At 67.9% G+C, this 19,977-nt stretch carries 21 protein-coding genes; 12 read left to right on the top strand and 9 right to left on the bottom strand.

Annotation, left to right across the window (positions count from 1 at the left end; translation table 11 throughout):
* Positions 1-288, bottom strand: coding sequence for an acylphosphatase (locus QKY98_RS13665; protein ID WP_278387479.1), 288 nt, complete (start codon positions 286-288; stop codon positions 1-3).
* Positions 285-1,535 (bottom strand): YihY family inner membrane protein, encoded by a 1,251-nt coding sequence (locus tag QKY98_RS13660; protein WP_027602651.1) that lies wholly within the window; start codon positions 1,533-1,535, stop codon positions 285-287. Before QKY98_RS13660 ends, QKY98_RS13665 begins: the two co-directional genes overlap by 4 nt.
* A 91-nt stretch (positions 1,536-1,626) precedes the next feature.
* On the opposite strand from QKY98_RS13660, the gene arsC reads away from it, so the two are divergent.
* Positions 1,627-1,980: an arsenate reductase (glutaredoxin) gene (arsC, locus tag QKY98_RS13655; protein ID WP_284671066.1), complete on the top strand. Its 354-nt coding sequence runs from the start codon at positions 1,627-1,629 to the stop codon at positions 1,978-1,980.
* Positions 1,977-2,576 carry an NAD(P)H:quinone oxidoreductase gene (gene wrbA / locus QKY98_RS13650; protein WP_027602649.1) on the top strand — a complete coding sequence of 200 codons (600 nt, stop codon included), beginning with the start codon at positions 1,977-1,979 and terminating at the stop codon, positions 2,574-2,576. Before arsC ends, wrbA begins: the two co-directional genes overlap by 4 nt.
* Positions 2,577-2,591: 15 nt before the next feature.
* On the opposite strand, the gene hda is transcribed toward wrbA, so the two are convergent.
* On the bottom strand, positions 2,592-3,296 hold the full coding sequence (gene hda, locus QKY98_RS13645; RefSeq protein WP_017638945.1) for a DnaA regulatory inactivator Hda: 705 nt from the start codon (positions 3,294-3,296) through the stop codon (positions 2,592-2,594).
* 97 nt (positions 3,297-3,393) lie between these two features.
* Positions 3,394-4,473, bottom strand: coding sequence for a DUF2066 domain-containing protein (locus tag QKY98_RS13640; protein WP_027602648.1), 1,080 nt, complete (start codon positions 4,471-4,473; stop codon positions 3,394-3,396).
* Positions 4,474-4,758: 285 nt separating this feature from the next.
* Here QKY98_RS13640 and purM point away from each other — a divergent pair, with 285 nt between their 5' ends.
* From purM to QKY98_RS13620, 4 genes are all read left to right on the top strand, one after another.
* Complete coding sequence (gene purM / locus QKY98_RS13635) at positions 4,759-5,820, top strand: phosphoribosylformylglycinamidine cyclo-ligase (RefSeq protein WP_027602647.1); 1,062 nt, start codon at positions 4,759-4,761, stop codon at positions 5,818-5,820.
* Positions 5,817-6,485 (top strand): phosphoribosylglycinamide formyltransferase, encoded by a 669-nt coding sequence (gene purN, locus QKY98_RS13630; protein WP_284671065.1) that lies wholly within the window; start codon positions 5,817-5,819, stop codon positions 6,483-6,485. The genes purM and purN overlap by 4 nt, the downstream gene beginning before the upstream one ends.
* A gap of 15 nt (positions 6,486-6,500) precedes the next feature.
* Positions 6,501-7,214 (top strand): DUF3108 domain-containing protein, encoded by a 714-nt coding sequence (locus tag QKY98_RS13625; protein WP_007159312.1) that lies wholly within the window; start codon positions 6,501-6,503, stop codon positions 7,212-7,214.
* 350 nt (positions 7,215-7,564) lie between these two features.
* Entirely contained in the window at positions 7,565-7,744 is a 180-nt protein-coding gene (locus QKY98_RS13620) for a hypothetical protein (protein ID WP_007159313.1), read from the top strand.
* A gap of 237 nt (positions 7,745-7,981) precedes the next feature.
* Here QKY98_RS13620 and QKY98_RS13615 read toward each other — a convergent pair whose 3' ends face one another.
* From QKY98_RS13615 to QKY98_RS13605, 3 genes are read right to left on the bottom strand one after another with little or no spacing between them, the layout of a single operon-like run.
* Positions 7,982-10,207 carry a xanthine dehydrogenase family protein molybdopterin-binding subunit gene (locus tag QKY98_RS13615; RefSeq protein ID WP_284671064.1) on the bottom strand — a complete coding sequence of 742 codons (2,226 nt, stop codon included), beginning with the start codon at positions 10,205-10,207 and terminating at the stop codon, positions 7,982-7,984.
* Positions 10,204-11,190: an FAD binding domain-containing protein gene (locus QKY98_RS13610; RefSeq protein ID WP_284671063.1), complete on the bottom strand. Its 987-nt coding sequence runs from the start codon at positions 11,188-11,190 to the stop codon at positions 10,204-10,206. Before QKY98_RS13610 ends, QKY98_RS13615 begins: the two co-directional genes overlap by 4 nt.
* Positions 11,187-11,717, bottom strand: coding sequence for a (2Fe-2S)-binding protein (locus QKY98_RS13605; RefSeq protein WP_007159316.1), 531 nt, complete (start codon positions 11,715-11,717; stop codon positions 11,187-11,189). The genes QKY98_RS13610 and QKY98_RS13605 overlap by 4 nt, the downstream gene beginning before the upstream one ends.
* Positions 11,718-12,035: 318 nt before the next feature.
* On the opposite strand from QKY98_RS13605, the gene paoA reads away from it, so the two are divergent.
* Genes paoA through QKY98_RS13590 form a run of 3 tightly spaced genes read left to right on the top strand, consistent with a single transcriptional unit; the run spans position 12,036 to position 15,914 of the window.
* A complete protein-coding gene (gene paoA / locus QKY98_RS13600; protein WP_027602642.1) occupies positions 12,036-12,704 on the top strand; it encodes an aldehyde dehydrogenase iron-sulfur subunit PaoA in 669 nt (222 codons plus the stop codon).
* Entirely contained in the window at positions 12,701-13,681 is a 981-nt protein-coding gene (locus QKY98_RS13595) for an FAD binding domain-containing protein (protein WP_027596998.1), read from the top strand. The genes paoA and QKY98_RS13595 overlap by 4 nt, the downstream gene beginning before the upstream one ends.
* Positions 13,682-13,691: 10 nt before the next feature.
* Positions 13,692-15,914 carry a xanthine dehydrogenase family protein molybdopterin-binding subunit gene (locus tag QKY98_RS13590; protein WP_284671062.1) on the top strand — a complete coding sequence of 741 codons (2,223 nt, stop codon included), beginning with the start codon at positions 13,692-13,694 and terminating at the stop codon, positions 15,912-15,914.
* 16 nt (positions 15,915-15,930) lie between these two features.
* Here the strand turns inward: QKY98_RS13590 and QKY98_RS13585 are convergent, their stop codons facing one another.
* Together QKY98_RS13585 and QKY98_RS13580 are read right to left on the bottom strand one after the other, a co-directional pair.
* Positions 15,931-16,827, bottom strand: a complete 897-nt coding sequence (locus QKY98_RS13585) for a DMT family transporter (protein WP_027597000.1) — start codon at positions 16,825-16,827, stop codon at positions 15,931-15,933.
* A gap of 22 nt (positions 16,828-16,849) precedes the next feature.
* Positions 16,850-17,752 carry a DMT family transporter gene (locus QKY98_RS13580; RefSeq protein ID WP_027597001.1) on the bottom strand — a complete coding sequence of 301 codons (903 nt, stop codon included), beginning with the start codon at positions 17,750-17,752 and terminating at the stop codon, positions 16,850-16,852.
* A gap of 104 nt (positions 17,753-17,856) precedes the next feature.
* Between QKY98_RS13580 and QKY98_RS13575 the strand changes: the two genes are divergently transcribed.
* The 3 genes from QKY98_RS13575 to QKY98_RS13565 all read left to right on the top strand — a co-directional run bounded on the left by QKY98_RS13575 (position 17,857) and on the right by QKY98_RS13565 (position 19,972).
* On the top strand, positions 17,857-18,813 hold the full coding sequence (locus QKY98_RS13575; protein ID WP_284671061.1) for a LysR substrate-binding domain-containing protein: 957 nt from the start codon (positions 17,857-17,859) through the stop codon (positions 18,811-18,813).
* A gap of 54 nt (positions 18,814-18,867) precedes the next feature.
* A complete protein-coding gene (locus QKY98_RS13570) occupies positions 18,868-19,245 on the top strand; it encodes a lysozyme inhibitor LprI family protein (RefSeq protein ID WP_284671060.1) in 378 nt (125 codons plus the stop codon).
* Between the two features lie 70 nt (positions 19,246-19,315).
* Positions 19,316-19,972, top strand: a complete 657-nt coding sequence (locus tag QKY98_RS13565; protein ID WP_284671059.1) for a DUF2726 domain-containing protein — start codon at positions 19,316-19,318, stop codon at positions 19,970-19,972.
* Positions 19,973-19,977: the final 5 nt, after the last annotated feature.

Below are 19,977 nucleotides of genomic sequence, written 5' to 3'. Positions count from 1 at the left end.
TCAGGCGTCCGTGCGCCTGACCTGGAAGTCGGTCAGGCCTGTACAGGCCACCTCCTCCAGCTCCACCCCGGTCACCTCGGCCGCTGCCGGTCCCTGCCAGAGCCAGAGTTCCAGCTGGGCAAGGGCTTCGATCGAACCTTCCAGGTGGCATTCCACCCGGCCATCCGCTAGATTCCGCACCCAGCCGGTGACGCCCAGTCGCTGCGCCTCCTGCCGCGTGCTCTCGCGATAGTAGACGCCCTGGACGCGGCCACTGATCAGGCCATGACGTGCCGATTTTGCGATCATCGCGGGGCTCCTCGTTCTTCCAGCACCGGCGCGACCTTGAGCCACTGGGCCACGCTTCCGGCGAGCAGTTCATGACGCTGTGCCTGCAGCCGCGCGAAGGCCTCCTGCAGCTGTGGATACCAGTCACCGGGAAAGCGTTCGGCAGGCGGCCAGCAATCCGGCGCCGGCGGTGCCCAGGGTGCGCGATCCAGCAGATCCAGCAGCGCATAGCCATGTAGGTCGCGGCAGAGCACCCAGTGGCCGCTGTCGTTCTGGCACACCAGGCGTTCCTGCTGCAGGAACGCCAGCACCGCATGCCATTCATGCTCCGGCAGCTTCCAGCCCGCCTGGTGCAGCCGCCCCAGGTGCAGACTGGAGCCGCTCTGCTGCCTTTCCAGGAAGGCCCGTAGCACGGCGAGCAGGATGAAGAAGGCCGGCAGCGGCGCGCGGCGCCAGTGATGGGTGGTGGACAGGCTGCAGACCACCTCCGCGCCGAGCAGCACGATCAGCCAGCAGACGTAGATCCACACCAGGAACAGCGGCACCGTGGCAAAGGCGCCATAGATCAGCTGGTAGCCGGGGAAATAGAAGACATAGAGGCCGAACAGACTCTTGGCCGCCTCGAACAGCACCCCGGTCAGGGCTCCGCCGATCAGCGCATGGCGCAGCGGGACCCGGGTGTTGGGCACGGCGGCGTACATCAGGGTGAAGGCGGCGATGCTGAACAGCAGCGGCGTGACCTTGAGCAGCGCCTGGGCGCCGGACATGCCGTAGGAGCCGAACACCAGGGCCACCGAGGCCAGGTAGGTGCTCATGGCGAAGCCGGCGCCCAGCAGCAGGGGCCCCAGGCTGAGCACCGCCCAGTAGAGCAGGAAGCTGGAGACCCCGCGCCGCGGAATGCGTACCCGCCAGATGTCGTTGAAGGTCTTTTCCACCGTCACCAGCATGAAGAAGGACGTCACCGCCAGGAGGGCCACGCCCAGCCAGGTCAGGTGCCGCGCCTGCTCGATGAAGTTGCGCAGGTACTCTTCCAGGGTCGCCCCGGTGGAGGGCACGAAATTGCGGAAGATGAAGGCCTGGATCTGCACTTCCGTGCCCTGGAAGGCGGGTATCGCCGAGAGCATGGCGAAGGTGACGGTCATCACCGGGACCACCGCGAACAGGGTGGTATAGGTGAGGGCCGCGGCATTGTTCGGGGCGCGGTCTTCGATGAAGCGGTCGGCGAGGTAGCGAACGAAGGACAGCAGTTCACGCAAGCGGGCCGGCATTGGCGGTTCCTCGAAAGGCACGGTCAAGGGCTGGCGCGGCAGTCCTCGCCAACCCGCTACAATGGGCATCTTACCTTCTATGGATCAGCCCATGAGTGAAATCGTCCTCTATCACAATCCGCGCTGCTCGAAATCGCGGGCGGCCCTGGAGCTGCTGCAAAGCCGCGAGCTAGCCGTGCCCGTTGTGCCCTACCTGGAAACGCCGCCGGATGCCGCCACCCTGCGCGCGCTGCTCGCCAAGCTGGGCCTGAGGGCGCGCCAGTTGCTGCGCACTGGCGAGGACGCCTATCGCGAATTGAACCTCGCCGATCCGGCGCTGGACGACGATGCCCTGATCGCGGCCATGGCCGCCCATCCCAAGCTGATCGAAAGACCCATCGCCGTGCGCGGCGAACGCGCCGTCGTCGGTCGTCCCCCCGAGCGTGTCCTGGAGATCCTGCAATGACCCCCGAAGCCTATGTCCTGGTGCTCTACTACAGCCGCCATGGCGCTACCGCCGAGATGGCCCGCCAGGTCGCCCGCGGGGTGGAGATGGGCGGCATGGCCGCGCGCCTGCGCACCGTGCCGGCAGTCTCCGCCGAGTGCGCCGCCGTCGCTCCGGCGGTGCCCGACCAGGGCGCGGTCTATGCCACCCTCGACGACCTGCGCGACTGTGCAGCGCTGGCCCTGGGCAGCCCGACCCGCTACGGCAACATGGCCGCCGCCATGAAGTACTTCCTGGATGGCACCAACAGCCTCTGGCTGACCGGGGCGCTGGTGGACAAGCCCGCCGGGGTCTTCACCTCCACCGCCAGCCTGCACGGTGGCCAGGAGAGCACCCTGCTGTCCATGGCCCTGCCGCTGCTGCACCACGGCATGCTCATCACCGGCCTGCCCTACAGCGAGAGCGCCCTGCTGGAAACCAAGGGGGGCGGTACGCCCTATGGGCCGAGTCATTTCGCCGGAGCGGATGGCAAGCGCGCGCTGGACGAGCAGGAGACGGCGCTGTGCCGGGCCCTGGGCAAGCGCCTGGCGACCCTGGCGGGTCGCCTGCAGCAATAGCGGTAGCCGGCGCGGCTACCAGCCCATGATTTCCTTGACGAAGGGAATGGTGAGCTTGCGTCGCGCCTGCAGCGACGCCTGATCCAGGCGTTCGAGCATGTCGAACAGGGCGTCCATGCTGCGGGTGTTGCGCGAGAGGATGAAGCGACCGACCTCGTCGGTCAGGTGCAGGCCGCGGCGGGAGGCCCGCAGTTGCAGGGCGCGCAGCTTGTCTTCGTCGGACAGCGGGCGCAACTGGAAGACCAGCGCCAGGGTCAGGCGCGACTTGAGATCGGCCAGCTGCACCGGCAGTTGCCGCGGCGAGGCGGTACTGGAGATCAGCAGTCGCTTGCCGGCATCGCGCAGGCGATTGAACAGATGGAAGAGCGCCTCTTCCCAGCGCCGCTGCCCGGCCAGGGCGTCGAGATCGTCGAGGCAGACCAGCTCGCACTGTTCGAGGTTGTCGAACAGCTCGACGCCGTAGTCGGCCAGTTCGCCCATGGGCAGGTAGATGGCGCGCTCGCCCAGTTCTTCCAGGCGGTGACAGGCGGCCTGCATCAGGTGGCTGCGACCGGCACCCGCGCCGCCCCAGAGATAGATCAGGCTTTCCGTCCAGCCGGCATCGGCATCGCAGAGACGCTCGACATAGCCGAGCGCCGCGGCATTGGCGCCAGGGTAGTAGTTGACGAAGGTGGCGTCGTCACGCAGACGAATGCCCAGGGGCAGCTGTAAAGGCATCATGCCGGCTCGAACGGCTCTTGGCAGTTTCGCGAGGGCGCCAAGTCTAACCAAATCCCGGGCCCCTCGCAGCAGCCGCTTCAGTCTTGGGTGCCAGCCCTCACGGCCAGCGAAAATACAGGGTGGTCCGCGCCGGTTGCGCGGCCGGCGCCGGCTGGGCCGCGGGCGGGGTCGGAGCAGCCGTGGCATCCACGGGTGCAGCCGGGGTCGCCGGTGCCGGAGCGGCCGGCGCCGTAGCGGGCTGCAGACCGGCAAGACCGAGTTGCGCCTGCAACTGGTCCGGATTGGCGGTGAGGTCGTAGGTCAGCTGGGTGCCGTCGACCTTGACCAGCCGGCTCGACAGGGGCTCCAGCACCTTCTGCAGCTGGGCATAGCGTTCGAAGTTGGAATTGTCGGCCACCAGGGTCAGCGGCTGGGTCGTGCCCGGGCGGGAGACGAATTTCTTCGACAGGCGCGCGGCGACATCCTGCAGCACCGCAGCGGCCAGGGCATCCTGATCGGCGGCCTGGCTGCTGCCCTGTTCGGCGGCACCGTTGTTCCACAGGCGCCACTGGGCCTGCCAGCCATTGCCCTGGGGTTTGGCGTGGACGGCCAGCAGGGCATTGGCGCCGTAGCGCTCGGAGGCCTGGCGCAGGGCGGTCGGATCGCTGGCGTCGATGTTGGCGGCGGTGCCGGCGAGTTGTTCGTTGAGGTCGGCCAGCGGCAGACGGATCGGCAGACCGGCGCGCTGGGCGCCGCGCTGGACCCCGGTGCTGGCGGGCTGGCCGTCACCGACCAGGGTCGCCCCGCTGTCGGCGTCGTTGAGCCACCAGATCATCACCACCGGACGATTGGCGCCCCATACCGAGAGACCCGCCTGACCCAGGGCCCGCTCGGTGGCGGCCGGATCGAAGTTGACCACCAGCACCTCTGGCGGACCGGCGTCGTAGCCGTACTGGCTGATCAGGGATTCGGGCGCCGCCAGGGCGCTGGCCAGCGCCGGGGTCTGGCCGGCCTGGGGGTTGCCGGTCAGGCGCCCGGCCAGGACCTGCAGGGCGCGCTTGAGGGCGGCATTGCGCTCGTCCGGCTGTTGCGAGGTCACCGGCTCGCGGACCTGGTAGAGGTTGTCCACCACCTCGGCGCGGGCGAGCGGACTCAGGACCAGCAGCGAAGCGAGCAACGGAAGGACGAGACGGCGCATGGCGATTCCATAGAAGGGGCAAGGGGCATACCTTAAAAGCCGCCTGACCCGCGAGCAAGGGCACTGGGTCGCGGGCCGCGCAGAAGGTAGCGGCGGAGACTGCCCGCCCGGCGAACGGGCAGGTGATCTGGCTCAGACCACGGCAAGCTGGCCGGGTGCCATCGCCGCCCGGACCGGAGGCCGCGGCGGGCCGCGTGCTTTGGCACGGCTTCTGGTAAAATCGCCCGCCTCATTGCCGGCTGGCGCCAGCCGGCTCGTTTCGCCATTAGCCAAAGGCCAGGATTCATGAGCAAACAACCCCAGCTGAGCTACAAGGACGCCGGTGTAGACATCGACGCCGGTGAGGCTCTGGTAGAACGCATCAAGGGCGTCGCCAAGCGCACCGCCCGCCCGGAAGTCATGGGCGGCCTGGGGGGCTTCGGTGCCCTGTGCGAGATCCCGGCAGGCTATCGCCAGCCGGTACTGGTCTCCGGCACCGACGGTGTCGGTACCAAGCTGCGCCTGGCCATGAACCTGGCCAAGCACGACAGCATCGGCATCGACCTGGTCGCCATGTGCGTCAACGACCTGGTGGTCTGCGGCGCCGAGCCGCTGTTCTTCCTCGACTACTACGCCACCGGCAAGCTCAACGTCGACGTCGCCGCCCAGGTGGTGACCGGCATCGGCACCGGCTGCGAACAGGCCGGCTGCTCCCTGGTGGGCGGCGAGACCGCCGAGATGCCCGGCATGTACGAAGGCGAAGACTACGACCTGGCCGGCTTCTGCGTCGGCGTGGTGGAGAAGTCCCAGATCATCGACGGTTCCAAAGTGGCTACCGGCGACGCCCTGATCGCCCTGCCCTCCTCCGGTCCGCACTCCAACGGCTATTCGCTGATCCGCAAGATCATCGAGGTGGCCGGTGCCGACATCGAGAACATCCAGCTCGACGGCCAGCCGCTGACCGAGCTGCTGATGGCGCCCACCCGCATCTACGTCAAGCCGCTGCTCAAGCTGATCAAGGACACCGGCGCGGTCAAGGCCATGGCCCACATCACCGGCGGCGGTCTGCTGGACAACATCCCGCGCGTGCTGCCCGAAGGCGCCCAGGCGGTGCTCGACGTGGCCAGCTGGCAGCGTCCGGCGGTGTTCGACTGGCTGCAGCAGCAGGGCAACGTCGACGAGACCGAGATGCACCGCGTGCTGAACTGCGGCGTGGGCATGGTCATCTGCGTGGCCCAGGAGCAGGTCGAAGCCGCCCTGCAGGTGCTGCGTGCCGAGGGTGAGCAACCCTGGGTCATCGGCCGCATCGAACAGGCCGCCGCCGGCGCCGACCAGGTCGTGCTGAACAATCTGAAACAGCACGGATGAGTCAAGCCGACTGCGCCGTGGTGGTGCTCATCTCCGGCCACGGCAGCAACCTGCAAGCCCTGATCGACGCCGCGACACCACCCGTGCGGATCGCGGCGGTGATCGCCAACCGCGCCGAGGCCTATGGCCTGGAGCGGGCCCGGCAGGCCGGGATCGCCACCCAGGTGATCGATCACCGCGAGCATGCCGATCGCGAAGGCTTCGATGCGGCCCTGGCGGCCGCCATCGACGCCCGGGGCGCCGATCTGGTGGTGCTGGCCGGCTTCATGCGCATCCTCACGCCGGGCTTCGTGCGGCGCTACCAGGGTCGCCTGCTCAATATCCATCCTTCGCTGCTGCCCCTCTACAAGGGCTTGCACACCCACCAGCGCGCCCTCGATGCCGGCGATGCCTGGCACGGGTGCAGCGTGCACTTCGTCACCGAAGAGCTGGATGGCGGTCCGGTCGTGCTGCAGTCGCGGGTGCCGGTACGTTCAGAAGATACGGCGGAGAGCCTGGCGACACGGGTACACGCCGCCGAGCACCTCCTTTATCCTGTGGCCGTGCGGTTGTTCGCCGAAGGCCGTCTGCGGCTGGGTACCCTGGGTGCCGAGCTCGACGGCGAGCCGCTGCCGCCTACCGGGGCCGAGTTGCCGTCGCTGACGGCCGCGGCCTCCCCTTCCTGATCCAAGGAGAAACTGATGCGACGTCTGTTGTTCCTATTGGCCACCCTCTGCAGCGCCTCGGCCTTTGCCTTCGACCTGCAGCCGTTCACGGCCAGCTACACCGCCGACTGGAAGCAGATGCCGGTCAGCGGCTCGGCCGAGCGCTCGCTCGAGAAGGAAGCCGATGGCCGCTGGGAGCTGAAGTTCGAAGCCTCCATGCTGGTCGCCGGTCTCAACGAATCCAGCACCTTCCGCCGCGAAGGCGAAGCCTTTCTGCCGGATACCTACCAGTACAAGCGCAGCGGCCTGGGCAAGAGCCGCGAGAGCGAGCTGACCTTCGACTGGGCCGGCAAGAAGGTCACCGGCAAGGACAAGGATGATCCGGTCAGCCTGACCCTGGATCGCGGTCTGCTGGACAAGTCCACCTACCAGCTCAAGCTGCAGCAGGACGTGGCCGACGGCAAGAAGAGCATGAGCTACCAGATCGTCGACGGCGACAGCATCGACACCTATGACTTCCGCGTCATCGGACCGGAGCGCATCCGCACCCCGCTGGGTCTGCTCGACACCATCAAGGTCGAGCGCGTGCGCGACCCCACCAAGAGCAGCCGCAAGACCGAGCTGTGGTTCGCCAAGGACTGGGACTATCTGCTGGTGCGTCTCTACCAGCAGGAGAGCGACGGCAAGGAATACCAGACCAGCCTCAAGGAAGGCACGGTCAATGGGCGCACGGTGAAGGGCGCCAACTGATCTGGTCTGCAGGCAAAAAACGCCCTCTTCGGAGGGCGTTTTCTTTTATGCGCCCACGCAGGTGTGATGGCTGCCCCCGGTGACAGGCGAGTAGGTATCCAGCAGCCTTTTTCAGGCAGTGTGCCTCTTCTCCTATCGCGGCCATGGGCCGCTCCTACAAAATCCATAAAGGTGTAGGAGCGGCCCATGGCCGCGATACCAACGCCGCAAGACGACAACCGCAAGCGCGACAGATTGTCGCAGAAGTTGTAACGACTTGTTGCCGAGATACGCCTTGGTCCGGAAGCGAAACGCTCTAGTATGGGTTTTCAAGCCCTGCCGTAGCGCGGGCTCGACCAAGGAGATACAGCATGACCATTACCGTAACCGAACGTGACGAAGACCATATGTCCCGCGAAGCCCGTGGCCTGGGCATGCATCTGTGGGACGTGAAGCAGGAAGGGGAACTGGTCGGCGTCTACCAGAGCGAAGCCGCTGCCCTGGAATACAAGGAGCAGATCGAACACGAAGGCGCGTCGCACGCCGAGTGAGTCGAAGGATCTTTTTACCGACTGCCTGAAAAAGGCCCGCCTCTTGGAGGCGGGCCTTTTTCGTTTCAGGGAGTAGCGACGGGTTGGGGTAGGTTGGGTTGAGCGGAGTGAAGTCCAACGTCACTGGGGGCAATGGTGTGCCTGGCATCCCTCACCCCAGCCCTCTCCCAGGGGGAGAGGGGGTGGTTCAGCTCGGGGAGCTTCATCGTCGGAGCCCAACATGGCCCCAACCTCGTCCTAGTGCACCAACTCGTCGGCGAATACCTTGTCCAGGGTGATGGGCAGATCGCGGACCCGCTTGCCGGTGGCGTGGAAGATGGCGTTGGCAATGGCTGCCGCCACCCCGACAATGCCGATTTCGCCGATGCCCTTGGCGCCGAGCGGATTGACGATCTCGTCGTCTTCCTCGACGAAGATCACCTCCAGCTGCTGGATGTCGGCCTGCACCGGGAAGTGGTATTCCGCCAGGCTGTGGTTCATCCAGCGACCTTCGGAAGTGTCCATCATCCCCTCTTCCTGCAGGCCCATGCCGATACCCCAGACGATGCCGCCGGCCACCTGGTTCTCGCCGGTCTTGAGGTTGAGGATGCGACCCGCGGCCACCGCGGTGACCACGCGACTGACTTGGACGCTGCCGAAGTCTTCGTCGACCTTGACCTCGACGAACACCGCCGAGTGGGTACCGGTGGCGTAGTCGTCGCGCCCCTCCGCCGGTTCGGCGCTGGCCAGTGTTTCCATGGACGGCGAACCCGAGGCCTTGAGGATGGCGGTGAAGTCGACGCGCTGGGCCGGGTCGGTCTTGAGGCTGATGCCGCCATCGGCGAACACCACCTGGTCCAGTTCGGCCTTGGCCAGCGGCGAGTCGTCCATCTCCTTGGCCGCATCCAGCAGTTGCTGGCGCAGCTGGTCGCAGGCCAGCTTGACGGCGGTACCCACCGAGGACACGGTGAAGGAACCGCCCTCCAGGGGTGCCTTGGGCAGGGTGGAATCGCCCAGCTTGAAGGTGACCTTGTCCAGCGGCAGGCCGAGGTTTTCGGCGGCGATCTGGGTCATCACCGTGTAGGTGCCGGTGCCGATGTCGGAGGTGGCACTGGCCACCACCAGGCTGCCGTCGATGTTCATCACCGCCTTGGCGGTGGCGGGTTGCTGCATGGCTTCCCAGACCCCGGTGGCCATGCCCCAGCCCACCAGCTGGTTGCCGTCGCGCATGGAGCGTGGCGCCATGCTGCGTCGCTCCCAGCCAAACCGCTCGGCGGCCTGGCGGTAGCACGCCAGCAGTTCCTTGCTGGAATAGGGCTTGCCCTTGGCCGGATCGGTGTCGGTGAAATTGCGGATGCGCAATTCCAGCGGATCGATGTCGGCAGCATAGGCCAGTTCGTCCATGGCGCTTTCCAGCGCATAGACGCCCAACACCGCGCCCGGGGCGCGCATGTCCAACGGTGTGTAGACGTCCAGGGCGGCCAGTTGATAGGCCAGCTTGACGTTGGGGCAGGCATAGAGCGACGCCGACCAGACCAGCACCATTTCGGTGAAGTCCTCGAAGCGCGAGGTGATGCCCAGGGCGCTGTGATCGATGGCCTGCAGCTTGCCGTCGCTGTCGCAGGCCAGCTTGAGTTGCTGGTAGGTCTCGGGGCGATAGCCGAAGGTGAACATCTGCTGGCGGGTCAGGGTCACCCGCACCGAGCGCTTGAGTTGCAGCGCGGCCATGGTCGCCAGCACCAGCTGGTACTGGGGACGCAGACCGGAGCCGAAGGCGCCGCCGACGAAGGGCGAGATGACCTTCACGTCACCCTCGCCCAGGCCGAAGATGTTGCTGACGAACTGGGCGCTGTTCTGCACGCCCTGGGTCTTGTCATGCACGGTCAGCTTGCCGTCCTTGTGGTAGATGACGGTCGAGGCATGCATCTCCATGGGGTTGTGGAATTCCGCCGCGGAGTGGTATTCGGCCTCGATCCGTACGGGCGCCGCGGCCCAGGCCGCCGAGGCGTCGCCGCGGTTGTCCGGCAATTCCATGGGCGCTTCGTGGGCCTGGTCGCGGGCCTGGGCCAGGTCGGTGGCATGGTCTTCCTCGCTGTACTGGGCCCGGATCAGCGAGGCGGCGTGGCGCGCGGCTTCGAAGGTCTCGGCCACCACCAGGGCGATGGGCTGGCCGCTGTAGAGGATGCGATCGTTGTACAGCGGCCGGAAGGGCTTGCCGTCGGCCGCGTCCATGTCGGTGTAGCTCTCGTCGTAGCTGGCCATCTTGGGTCGGTTGAGATGGCTGAGCACCTCGAGCACACCCGGCTGGGCCAGGGCTTCGCTGACGTCCAGGTCGAGCAGGCGACCCTTGGTGATGGTGGCGTTGACCACGAAGCCGAAGGCCAGATCAGGGACGCTGAATTCGCCCGCATAGAGCGCCCGGCCGGTGACCTTGAGCGGACCGTCGACGCGGGGAACGGCTTTTTGCAGATGGACGACGGTCATTGCAGGGTACCTCCGGCGGCTTCGGTAAGGGCACGCACGATGGCGCGCCGGGCCAGTTCGATCTTGAAGGCGTTGTGGGCGAAGCCCTGGGCGCCCTGCAGCAGGCGATCGGCCAAGTGGCCAAAGGCCGCCTTGTCCGCCATCTGACCGACGACGGCCTGCTCGGCTTCTGGCAGACGCCAGGGTTTGTGGGCCACGCCGCCCAGGGCGACGCGGACCTGCTTGATGCGCTCGCCGTCCAGTTCCAGCGCGGCTGCCACCGAGACCAGGGCGAAGGCATAGGAGGCGCGGTCGCGAATCTTCAGGTAGGCGCTGTTGGCCGCCAGGCTGTCGGCCGGCAGGGTCACGGCGGTGATGAGTTCATCGGCGGCGAGGTTGGTATCGCGCTCGGGGGTGTCGCCGGGCAGTCGATGGAAGTCGGCGAAGTCGATGACGCGCTCGCCACTCGGACCGCTCACCTCGACCCGGGCTTCCAGCGCGGCCAGGGCCACGCACATGTCCGAGGGATGGGTGGCGATGCACTGCTCGCTGTGGCCGAGGATGGCGTGGATGCGATTCTGGCCTTCGCGGGCACCGCAGCCGGAGCCGGGCTCACGCTTGTTGCAGGGGGTGCCCACGTCGTAGAAGTAGTAGCAGCGGGTACGCTGCAGCAGGTTGCCGCCAGTGGAGGCCATGTTGCGCAGTTGCGGCGAGGCGCCGGCGAGGATCGCCTTGGCCAGCAGCGGATAGCGCCGCTGTACCTCGGGGTGATAGGCGACCTCGGCGTTCTTGACCAGGGCACCGATGCGCAGACCGCCTTCGGCGGTGGTCTCGACCTCGCGCAGGGGTAGGCCGTTGACGTCGATCAGCTGCTCGGGGCGCTCGACGTTTTCCTTCATCAGATCCAGCAGGTTGGTGCCACCGGCGATGAAATGGGTCTGGGGGCCATGCTGGCGGATGGCGTCGGGCACGGCGTTGGGCTTGGCATAACCGAAGCGGTTCATTCGCGGCCCTCCCCTTGCTGACAATCCGGACGCGCCCGCTCGATGGCGGCGCGGATGTTGCGATAGGCGCCGCAGCGGCAGAGGTTGCCGCTCATCTGCTCGGCCACCTCGGCCTCGCTGTGGGCATGGCCCTCCTTGAGCATGCCGATCGCCGAGCAGATCTGCCCCGGGGTGCAATAGCCGCACTGGAAGGCGTCTTCGGCGACGAAGGCGGCCTGCATGGGGTGCAACTGGTCGCCCTGGGCCAGGCCCTCGATGGTGGTGACCTCGGCGCCGTCCTGCATGACCGCCAGGGCCAGGCAGCTGTTGATGCGGGTGCCGTTGACCAGCACGGTGCAGGCGCCGCACTGCCCGTGATCGCAGCCCTTCTTGGTACCGGTCAGATCGAGGTGGTCGCGCAAGAGATCGAGCAGCGTGGTCCAGGGCTCCACGGCCAGCTGCAGCTGCTTGCCGTTGAGGGTCAGGGCGATGGTATGGGACTCGGGTTCGGCCAGGGGCTGGAGCTGGCGCGCGGGGGTGGCGTTCATGGCGGACCTCACGGTTAAAGCCGCGGGGTGCAGATTGCCCCCGTGGTCGGAATCAGGCGGTGACAGCGAAAGGCCACCTCAGGTAAGGGACTGCGCCCGACCGGAAGCGGTTCAGCACCCCTGCCCAGCGGTATTCAACGTCACGTTGAAGGTTGTTCAGCGAAGCGTTGGAAAGCCCGTGTCAGAGGGTTTCGCCCTGGTCAGGACACATCTGGTATGGCGCTTCGCTACGCCAGCGGCCCAGTGGCCTGAACCCCATAGGTTCTGGGGCAGTCATCAGAACTCCCGTGATGTGCCCCCAACGATGAGAATCCGACCATGGCTTCCGACTCCGATGCACGCTGGCGCCTGTCCCGGCGTCAGTTCCTCGGCACCTCCGCGGTGCTGGTAGCGACCAGCGCCATACCCGGCTATGGCTTCGCCCAGGCCAGCGGTGGCGCGCCCCTGACGCCCCAGGCCATCGCCGCCCGCCTGCCGCAACTGCTGCCGCTGACCCTGCAGATCAATGGCGAGGCGCGCCGGCTCCGGGTCGACAGCCGCACCACCCTGCTCGATGCGCTGCGCGAGAACCTGCACCTCACCGGCACCAAGAAAGGCTGCGACCATGGCCAGTGCGGCGCCTGCACGGTGCTGGTGAACGGCCAGCGCATCAACAGCTGCCTGAGCCTGGCGGCCATGCACGAAGGCGACACCATCACCACCATCGAGGGCCTGGGCAACGCCGAGCGCCTGCATCCCATGCAGGCGGCCTTCCTGGCCAAGGACGGTTTCCAGTGCGGCTATTGCACCCCGGGGCAGATCTGCTCGGCGGTGGCCCTGCTGGACGAGGTCAAGGCCGGCATGCCCAGTCACGTCTCGAAGCGCCTCGACGGACCGATGCGGCTGAGCGAGGAAGAGATCCGCGAGCGCATGAGCGGCAATCTCTGCCGCTGCAGTGCCTATCCCAACATCGTCGCGGCCATCCAGATGGCGGGGGGCCAGGCATGAGAGTCTTCGACTATCAGCGCGTGCAGACCGAAGCCGATGCCAGCCGCCAGGGTGCGCGGGCCGGCAGTCGCTTCATCGCCGGCGGCACCAATCTGCTGGACCTGATGAAGCTGGAGATCGAGACCCCCAGCCAGGTGCTGGACATCAATCGCCTGCAGCTGGACCAGATCAGCGCCACCGCGGATGGCGGCCTGCGCATCGGTACCCTGGTGCGCAACTCCACCCTGGCCGCCGATGCCCGGGTGCGCGAACGCTATCCGGTGCTCTCCCGCGCGCTGCTGGCCGGTGCCTCGGCGCAGTTACGCAACAAGGCCACCACCGGCGGCAACCTCCTGCAGCGCACCCGCTGCTCCTACTTCTACAACACCGCCATGCCCTGCAACAAACGCCAGCCCGGCAGTGGTTGCGCGGCCCTGGGCGGCTTCAATCGGATGAACGCCGTCATCGGCGCCAGCGACCAGTGCATCGCCGTGCATCCCTCCGACATGGCGGTGGCCATGCGGGTGCTGGACGCCACGGTAGAGACCCGCGAAGCCAATGGCCGCACCCGGCGCATCCCCCTCGCCGATTTCCATCGCCTGCCCGGGGACACCCCGCAGATCGAGACGGTGCTGCAACCCGGCGAACTCATCACCGCCGTGACCCTGCCGCCGCCACCGCCCGGCATCCAGGTCTATCGCAAGGTGCGCGACCGTGCCTCCTATGCCTTCGCCCTGGTGTCCATGGCCGCCATCGTCGAGCTGGACGGCCCGCGCATCCGCAGCGGTCGGGCGGCCTTCGGCGGCCTGGCGCACAAGCCCTGGCGGGTGGCGGCGGCCGACCAGGCCTTTGCCGGCCAGGCCGTGGACAGCGATCTGGCGGCCGTGGGCGATGCCCTGCTCGCCGGTGCCCGTGGCTATGGCCACAACGACTTCAAGCTCGAGCTGACCCGCCGCATCCTGCGCGCCGGCGTGGCCGACGCTCGCCAACAGGCCTGAGGACAGCAGCATGGAAATGAATGAACCCGCCGGCCGCAACCTGATAGACGAGAATCGCGGCGGCCTGATCGGCAAGCCCATCGACCGCGTCGACGGCCTGCTCAAGGTCACCGGCCAGGCGCCCTACAGCTTCGAATTCCGCAACGATCGCGTCGCCTACGGCTTCATCGTCGGCGCCACCATCGCCAAGGGCCGCATCAGCCGGCTGGACACCTCGGCCGCGGAGGGCGCGCCGGGCGTGCTCAGCGTGCTGACCTATCGCAACGCGCCGCGCCAGGCCGCCCGCGAGCCGGACAACAGCGGTCGCTTCACCCGGCCCAAGCCCTACCTCGACAGCGACCAGGTGCGCTATTTCGGCGAGCCGGTGGCCTTCGTGGTGGCCGAGACCTTAGAGGAGGCGCGCCTGGCGGCGGCTCTGGTAGAGATCGACTACGCGGCCGAACCGGGCGTCTTCGACCTCGCCGCCAACCTCGGCCAGGCGGTCAAGCCGCCGGATGCCGATCAGCCCACCGATACCGCCTCGGGTGATGTCGACGCCGCCTTTGCCCGGGCGCCGATCAAGCTCGACGAGCGCTATACCACGCCCTACCACATCCATGCGCAGATGGAGCCCCACGCCAGCCTCGCCCAGTGGGACGGCGACCGGGTGACCATCTATTGCTCCACCCAGTTCGTCGAGCAGGCGCAGAGTTGCGTGGCCAATACCCTGCAGCTGCCCAAGGAAAACGTGCGCATCGTGGCGCGCTATATCGGTGGTGGCTTCGGTGGCAAGTTGCCGATCTATGCCGACGCCCTGATCGGCGCCATGGCCGCTCGCGCCATCGGCCGGCCGGTCAAGGTCACCCTCACCCGCCAGCAGATGTTCCAGATCACCGACCATCGCTCGGCCACCATCCAGCGCATCCGCCTGGGCGCCGACCGCGAGGGCCGTATCCAGGCGATGGCCCACGAAGGCTGGTCCCATTCCGCCCGCGGCCTCACCTACTACGAACCCACCGGCCTGTCTTCGCGCACCCTCTATGCTGGCGACGACCGCCTGGTGGCGCACCGCATGGTCGAGCTGGATCTGCCCGAGTCCGGCTCCTGCCGGGCGCCCGGCGAAGCCGTGGGCATGCTCGCCAGCGAAAGCGCCATGGACGAGCTGGCGGTCATGCTCGGTCTCGATCCCATCGAGCTGCGCATCCGCAACGAGCCCAGCCAGGATCCGGAAAAGCACATCCCCTTCTCTTCCCGCAAACTGGTGGAGTGCATGCAGGACGGCGCCCGCCGCTTTGGCTGGAGCCAGCGCAAGGCCACGCCCGGCCAGGTGCGCGAGGGCGACTGGCTGATCGGCATGGGTATGGCGGCAGCCAGTCGCGCCAACATGCTCAGGCCGTCCCAGGCCGGGGTGCGTCTGGAAGCCGATGGCTCGGCCACGGTCAAGACCTCCATGACCGACATCGGCACCGGGACCTACACCATCCTGGCGCAGATCGCCGGCGAGTCGCTCGGCTTGCCGGTGGAGCGGGTCAAGGTGCTGCTGGGCGACAGCGACGACCCGGCCGGGGCCGGCTCCGGCGGTTCCTTTGGCGCCGCCAGTTCCGGTTCCTCGGTCTATGTCGCCTGCGAGAATCTGCGGCTGAAGGCGGCAGAGGCGGCGGGCCTGGATCCGGCCAGTGCCCGTTTCGTCGGCGGCCGGCTGATCGCCGACAACGGCAGTCGCGACCTCGCCGAACTGGCGCGCCAGCACGATCTCCAGGCCATCGGCGAGATCAAGCCGGGCCAGACGCTCAAGGACTATTCCCAGCAGGGCTATGGCGCCTTCTTCGCCGAGGTGGGGGTGCACGCCCTCACCGGCGAGATCCGCCTTAGACGCATGCTCGGGGTGTTCGCCGCCGGGCGTATCCTCAACGAGAAGACCGCCCATTCGCAGATGCTTGGCGGGATGATCTGGGGCGTGGGCAGCGCCCTGCACGAAGACGGGGTGATCGACACTCGCCATGGCCATTTCGTGAACCACGACCTGGCCGACTACCACTACCCCTGCCACCTGGACATTCCCGCCATCGAAGCCCATTTCCTGCCGGAAGTGGACGACAAGGCCAATCCGCTGAAGATCAAGGGCGTCGGCGAACTGGGGATCTGTGGCGCCGGGGCCGCGCTCACCAACGCCGTCTACAACGCCTGCGGGGTGCGCATCCGCGATTATCCGCTGACGGTGGACAAGGTGCTGGCCGGACTGAAGACGGCCTGACGGCGGGCGGCGCGGTTCAGCGCGCCGCCTTGCCCCCGGCCCGTGTCGCCAGCAGCACCCCACCGATGGCGATCACCATGGCCACCCAGGCCAGCGGCGGCAGGGTCTCGCCCAGCAGTAGCCAGGCGCTCAGGGCGGCGCCCGGCGGCACGCAAAAGAACAGCGCACTGACCCGCGCCGCCTCGCCGGCGCGGATCATCCACACCAGCAGGCTGATGGCCAGGAGCGAGTTGGCCAGTACCAGGTAGGCCAGGGCGCCGATGAAGGCCGGCGCCCAGTGCACCGGATTGTGCTCGAACAGCAGCGCCACCGGCGCGCAGCAGACCAGGCCGACGCTGTACTGCACCAGGTTGTTGGTGACCGGATGCTGGGCCACGCCCAGGCGCTTTTCGTAGAGCACGGCGCTGGTCATGCCCAGCAGCGCGCCGACCGCCAGGAAGATGCCCGGGACGGACTCCACGGCGACGCTGGCCCGGGCCAGGATCACCCCGATGGCGCCGAGCAGCCCCAGGGCCAGCCCCAGCCACTGCAGCGGCGTCACCCGCTCGCCCACCAGCAGGGGTGCGCCCAGGGCCACCAGGATCGGCTGCAACGAAGCAACCATGGCCACCACGTTGGCCGAGGCGCCCAGCACCAGGGCGCCATAGCTCATGCCGAAATAGACGCCCTGGATCAGAAAGCCCACCACGGCGAGATTCGCCCATTCCCGCCGCGTTCGTGGCAGCGGCGGACGCAGGACCAGGAAAGCCACCAGCAGCACGCTGAAGGCCAGCGCATAGCGCATCGCCAGCAGGGTGAAGGGCGGCGCATAGGCCAGACCCACCTTGGACACGGCGAAGCCGGCGGACCACAGGGCCAGGAACACCAGGGGAATGAGGCGCAGCAACCAGGGATTCAGCGAGGTGGACGACATCGGATGCTCAGGGCCAGGCGAGTCAGCGGGACGCGACTCGCGAGCGGGAAGGATAGCTGACGATCAACAGCCCGCTGAGCACCAGGGCCGCGCCGGCGAGAAATCCCGGACCCGGGGTCTCGCCCAGCAGCCAGACGCCCATCAGCACACCGAACAGGGGCGTCAGCAGGGTCAGCACGCCCAGGGGCGCCGCGCGATAGCGACTGAGCAGCACGAACCAGCCCAGCAGACTGATACCAGCGACGATGAACACCTGAAAGGCCAGGCTCGACCAGGCCAGGGAATCCAGCCCGGCCAGATCCAGGCGCTTGCCGAGCGGCAGGGCCAGCGCCAGCAGCACCACGCCGGTCACCCCGAGTTGATAGAACAGGGTGCGCAGCGGCGGCGCCTCGGCCAGGGCACTGCGGCGGATCAGCACCGTGGTGGCGCCCCAGGCGGCGCCGCCGGCCAGACCGATCAGATCGCCCAGCCAGCTGGTGCCGCCGCTCGGCTTGCCGATCAGGAAGGCGCAGACCACCCCAGTGGCCGCCAGCAGCATGCCCAGCCACTGCCGCCCCGACAGCCGCTCCCCGGGCACCAGCCAGTGCAGGCCGCAGGCGGCGAACAGCGGCGCCGTGTAGATGAACACCACCATGTGCGCGGCGCTGGTGTATTTCAGGCCGACCGCCATGCAGAGGAATTCCAGGGCGAACAGCGACCCGGCGAGCAGCCCGGGAAGCAGCGTCTGGTCGCGACCCAGGCAGCGGATGCCGCGCCAGCGCGCCAGGCCATAGAGCAGCCCGGCCGCCAGCAGCGAGCGCCAGCCGATCTGCAGCAGCGGATCCACCTGCTCGGCGATGGCCTTGATCGCCGTCTGCTGCAGGCCCCAGACCAGGCAGAGCACCAGCATGACCAGCACGGCGGGGAGATCCAGCTCCTTGCGCATGAGCGTCGCTCCAGGAAAAAGTGAGCCTGCATGGTGAAGGTGGCTGAACAGGTCGGACAAACGATGTTTAATGGGCGTCAGGCTCAGGAAAACTAAGGCTCCGTGTGACGACCGCCCTCCCCCTCAATGCTCTGCGCGCCTTTGCCGCTGCCGCGCGACACCAGCACTTCGCCAAGGCCGCGGACGAGCTGCACGTCACCGCGGGCGCCATCAGCCGGCAGATCCGCCTGCTCGAGGAAGAGCTGGGGCAGCCGCTGTTCGAGCGCCTGGCCCAGGGCGTGCGCCTCACCGTCCAGGGGCGCGCCCTGGCGTCGGAGATCGCGCCGCACCTCGACGGCCTGACCCGCGCCGTCGCCCGGGCGCGGGTCAAGAGCAGCGTCCTGACCGTCAGTGCGCCGCCCACCTTTGGCCAGGAATGGCTGCTGCCGCGCCTGGAAGACTTCCAGCGCCAGCATCCGGATATCGAGGTCTTTCTAGATGCCTCCTCCGCCATCGTACCGCTGGGTACCGAGGGCGGTGCCCAGGCGGCGATCCGCTATGGCCGGGGCGACTGGCAGGACGGCGAGACGCGCCTGCTGCTGCGCGAATGGATCTTTCCGGTGTGCAGCCCGACGCTGATCCCGACGCCACTGACAGAACCCGCCGCCTTGCTGGCCTATCCGCTGCTGCATGCCGAATGGCCCGGCGGCTGGCGTTCGGGCCGGCCCAGCAGCCGTTTCAACGCCTGGCAGGACTGGTTCGCCAGCCAGCAGGTACCCCTGGGCGAAAGTCTGCGCGGTCCGCGCTATTCGCTGAGTGGCATGGCCCTGCAACAGGCCGCGGCCGGCAAGGGCGTGGCCCTCGGCGGCTGCGTGCTGGCCCAGCGCCTGCTGGCCAGCGGCGCCCTGGTCCGCCCGCTGCCGGATCGGTTCAACCAGCTGTCGACCCAGGCCTACTTCCTGGTGTTGCCCAAGGGCCCGGTGGACGCGCCGGTACAGCGCTGGATCGACTGGCTGCTGGTGCAGATCCGCCAATTCCGCGAGACCCAGGGCGAGCCGCAGGAGACCGGCGGCGCCTGGTGAGAGCCGCGCTTTTACGGCAGTCTAGGCGGCCCGCCCCTGCAATAGTCAGCCTGCATGAACACCTGTCGCCTGTCCGCCCTGCTCGCCCTGCTGCTCTCGACCGCCGCCCTGGCCGCCGAGCAGCCCCCGGCCGACTGCGATCGCCAGGGCAGCGAGGCGCAGCTGGCGGCCTGCGCCGCCGGGGATCTGGCCCTGGCCGAAGCCCGGCTGGCCGACATCTACGGCCGCCGCCTGGCCGCGCTCTCCGCTGCGCAACGACCCGCCTTCGAACGTCTGCAGCAGCTCTGGCAAAGCGACCGCGCCCCCCGCTGCGCTGACGCGACGCGCGGATTCCGGGGCGCCATGCAGCAGCTGCAGTATCTGAGTTGTCTGAAGTCGGTGACCCTGCTGCGGCTGGACGATCTGCAACGGCAACTCCCGCGGCGCGACTGACGCTTCGTCGCCACCGCTGCTGTCCGGCGCCGGAACTCACTATCATGGCGCCCCGCTGTTGGAGTTCGAGATGTACGAGCGTTACCTGCCCCTGCTGGTCCCGGCCGGACTGCTGCTTCTGGGGGTTTTGTGGTGGTGGCAGCGCCGGCGCCAGGCCGCCTTTCCCTATCGCCAGGTCGAAGCCCTCTTCACCCCCGCCGAACAGGCCTTTCTCGCGGTGCTCGACGAAGCCGTGGGCGACGACTACCGGGTGTTCGGCAAGGTGCGCATCGCCGATGTGGTCCAGACCCTGCCGCTGCGCGATCGCCGCCGCTATCTGATCGCGCAGAATCGCATCAACTGCAAGCACTTCGACTTCGCCATCTGCCGCCGCGACGACCTCGCCGTGCACGCCGTGGTCGAACTCAACGACAGATCGCACCTGCAGCGCCATCGCCAGCAGCGCGACCGCTTCGTTCGCGCAGTGTGCGAGGCCGCCCAGTTGCGCCTGGTGGAGATCCCGGCGGCGGCGCGCTATTCCGCCACCGCCGTGCGCGACGCCGTGTTCGGCGGGCGCCGTCCGCGCCAGCGAACCGCAGCGCCCAGCCAGCCCCTGGCGCCGGAATGCCCGGAATGCCAGGCGCCCATGGTCCGCCGCCGCGCGCGCAGCGGTCGCCACCAGGGCCGGGAATTCTGGGCCTGCTCGAACTATCCGGATTGCCGCGGCCTGCTCGACATCGACGACTGACCAAG

It is taken from the genome of Pseudomonas sp. HR1 (genome assembly GCF_030175875.1).
Classification (GTDB): domain Bacteria; phylum Pseudomonadota; class Gammaproteobacteria; order Pseudomonadales; family Pseudomonadaceae; genus Chryseomonas; species Chryseomonas oryzihabitans.
Note: the sequence above shows the minus strand (reverse complement) of the source record. Positions and strands in the feature narration are given on the sequence as shown.

Bases quoted from the DNA above. Each gene is read 5' to 3' on its own strand.
- purM (WP_027602647.1), top strand. From the start codon at position 4,759: ATGAGCAAACAACCCCAGCTGAGCTACAAGGACGCCGGTGTAGACATC.
- QKY98_RS13585 (WP_027597000.1), bottom strand. From the start codon at position 16,827: ATGTCGTCCACCTCGCTGAATCCCTGGTTGCTGCGCCTCATTCCCCTG.
- paoA (WP_027602642.1), top strand. From the start codon at position 12,036: ATGGCTTCCGACTCCGATGCACGCTGGCGCCTGTCCCGGCGTCAGTTC.
- hda (WP_017638945.1), bottom strand. From the start codon at position 3,296: ATGATGCCTTTACAGCTGCCCCTGGGCATTCGTCTGCGTGACGACGCC.
- QKY98_RS13590 (WP_284671062.1), top strand. From the start codon at position 13,692: ATGGAAATGAATGAACCCGCCGGCCGCAACCTGATAGACGAGAATCGC.
- QKY98_RS13595 (WP_027596998.1), top strand. From the start codon at position 12,701: ATGAGAGTCTTCGACTATCAGCGCGTGCAGACCGAAGCCGATGCCAGC.
- QKY98_RS13565 (WP_284671059.1), top strand. From the start codon at position 19,316: ATGTACGAGCGTTACCTGCCCCTGCTGGTCCCGGCCGGACTGCTGCTT.
- QKY98_RS13570 (WP_284671060.1), top strand. From the start codon at position 18,868: ATGAACACCTGTCGCCTGTCCGCCCTGCTCGCCCTGCTGCTCTCGACC.
- wrbA (WP_027602649.1), top strand. From the start codon at position 1,977: ATGACCCCCGAAGCCTATGTCCTGGTGCTCTACTACAGCCGCCATGGC.
- QKY98_RS13615 (WP_284671064.1), bottom strand. From the start codon at position 10,207: ATGACCGTCGTCCATCTGCAAAAAGCCGTTCCCCGCGTCGACGGTCCG.
- QKY98_RS13665 (WP_278387479.1), bottom strand. From the start codon at position 288: ATGATCGCAAAATCGGCACGTCATGGCCTGATCAGTGGCCGCGTCCAG.
- QKY98_RS13625 (WP_007159312.1), top strand. From the start codon at position 6,501: ATGCGACGTCTGTTGTTCCTATTGGCCACCCTCTGCAGCGCCTCGGCC.
- arsC (WP_284671066.1), top strand. From the start codon at position 1,627: ATGAGTGAAATCGTCCTCTATCACAATCCGCGCTGCTCGAAATCGCGG.
- QKY98_RS13605 (WP_007159316.1), bottom strand. From the start codon at position 11,717: ATGAACGCCACCCCCGCGCGCCAGCTCCAGCCCCTGGCCGAACCCGAG.
- QKY98_RS13660 (WP_027602651.1), bottom strand. From the start codon at position 1,535: ATGCCGGCCCGCTTGCGTGAACTGCTGTCCTTCGTTCGCTACCTCGCC.
- QKY98_RS13620 (WP_007159313.1), top strand. From the start codon at position 7,565: ATGACCATTACCGTAACCGAACGTGACGAAGACCATATGTCCCGCGAA.
- QKY98_RS13610 (WP_284671063.1), bottom strand. From the start codon at position 11,190: ATGAACCGCTTCGGTTATGCCAAGCCCAACGCCGTGCCCGACGCCATC.
- QKY98_RS13640 (WP_027602648.1), bottom strand. From the start codon at position 4,473: ATGCGCCGTCTCGTCCTTCCGTTGCTCGCTTCGCTGCTGGTCCTGAGT.
- QKY98_RS13580 (WP_027597001.1), bottom strand. From the start codon at position 17,752: ATGCGCAAGGAGCTGGATCTCCCCGCCGTGCTGGTCATGCTGGTGCTC.
- purN (WP_284671065.1), top strand. From the start codon at position 5,817: ATGAGTCAAGCCGACTGCGCCGTGGTGGTGCTCATCTCCGGCCACGGC.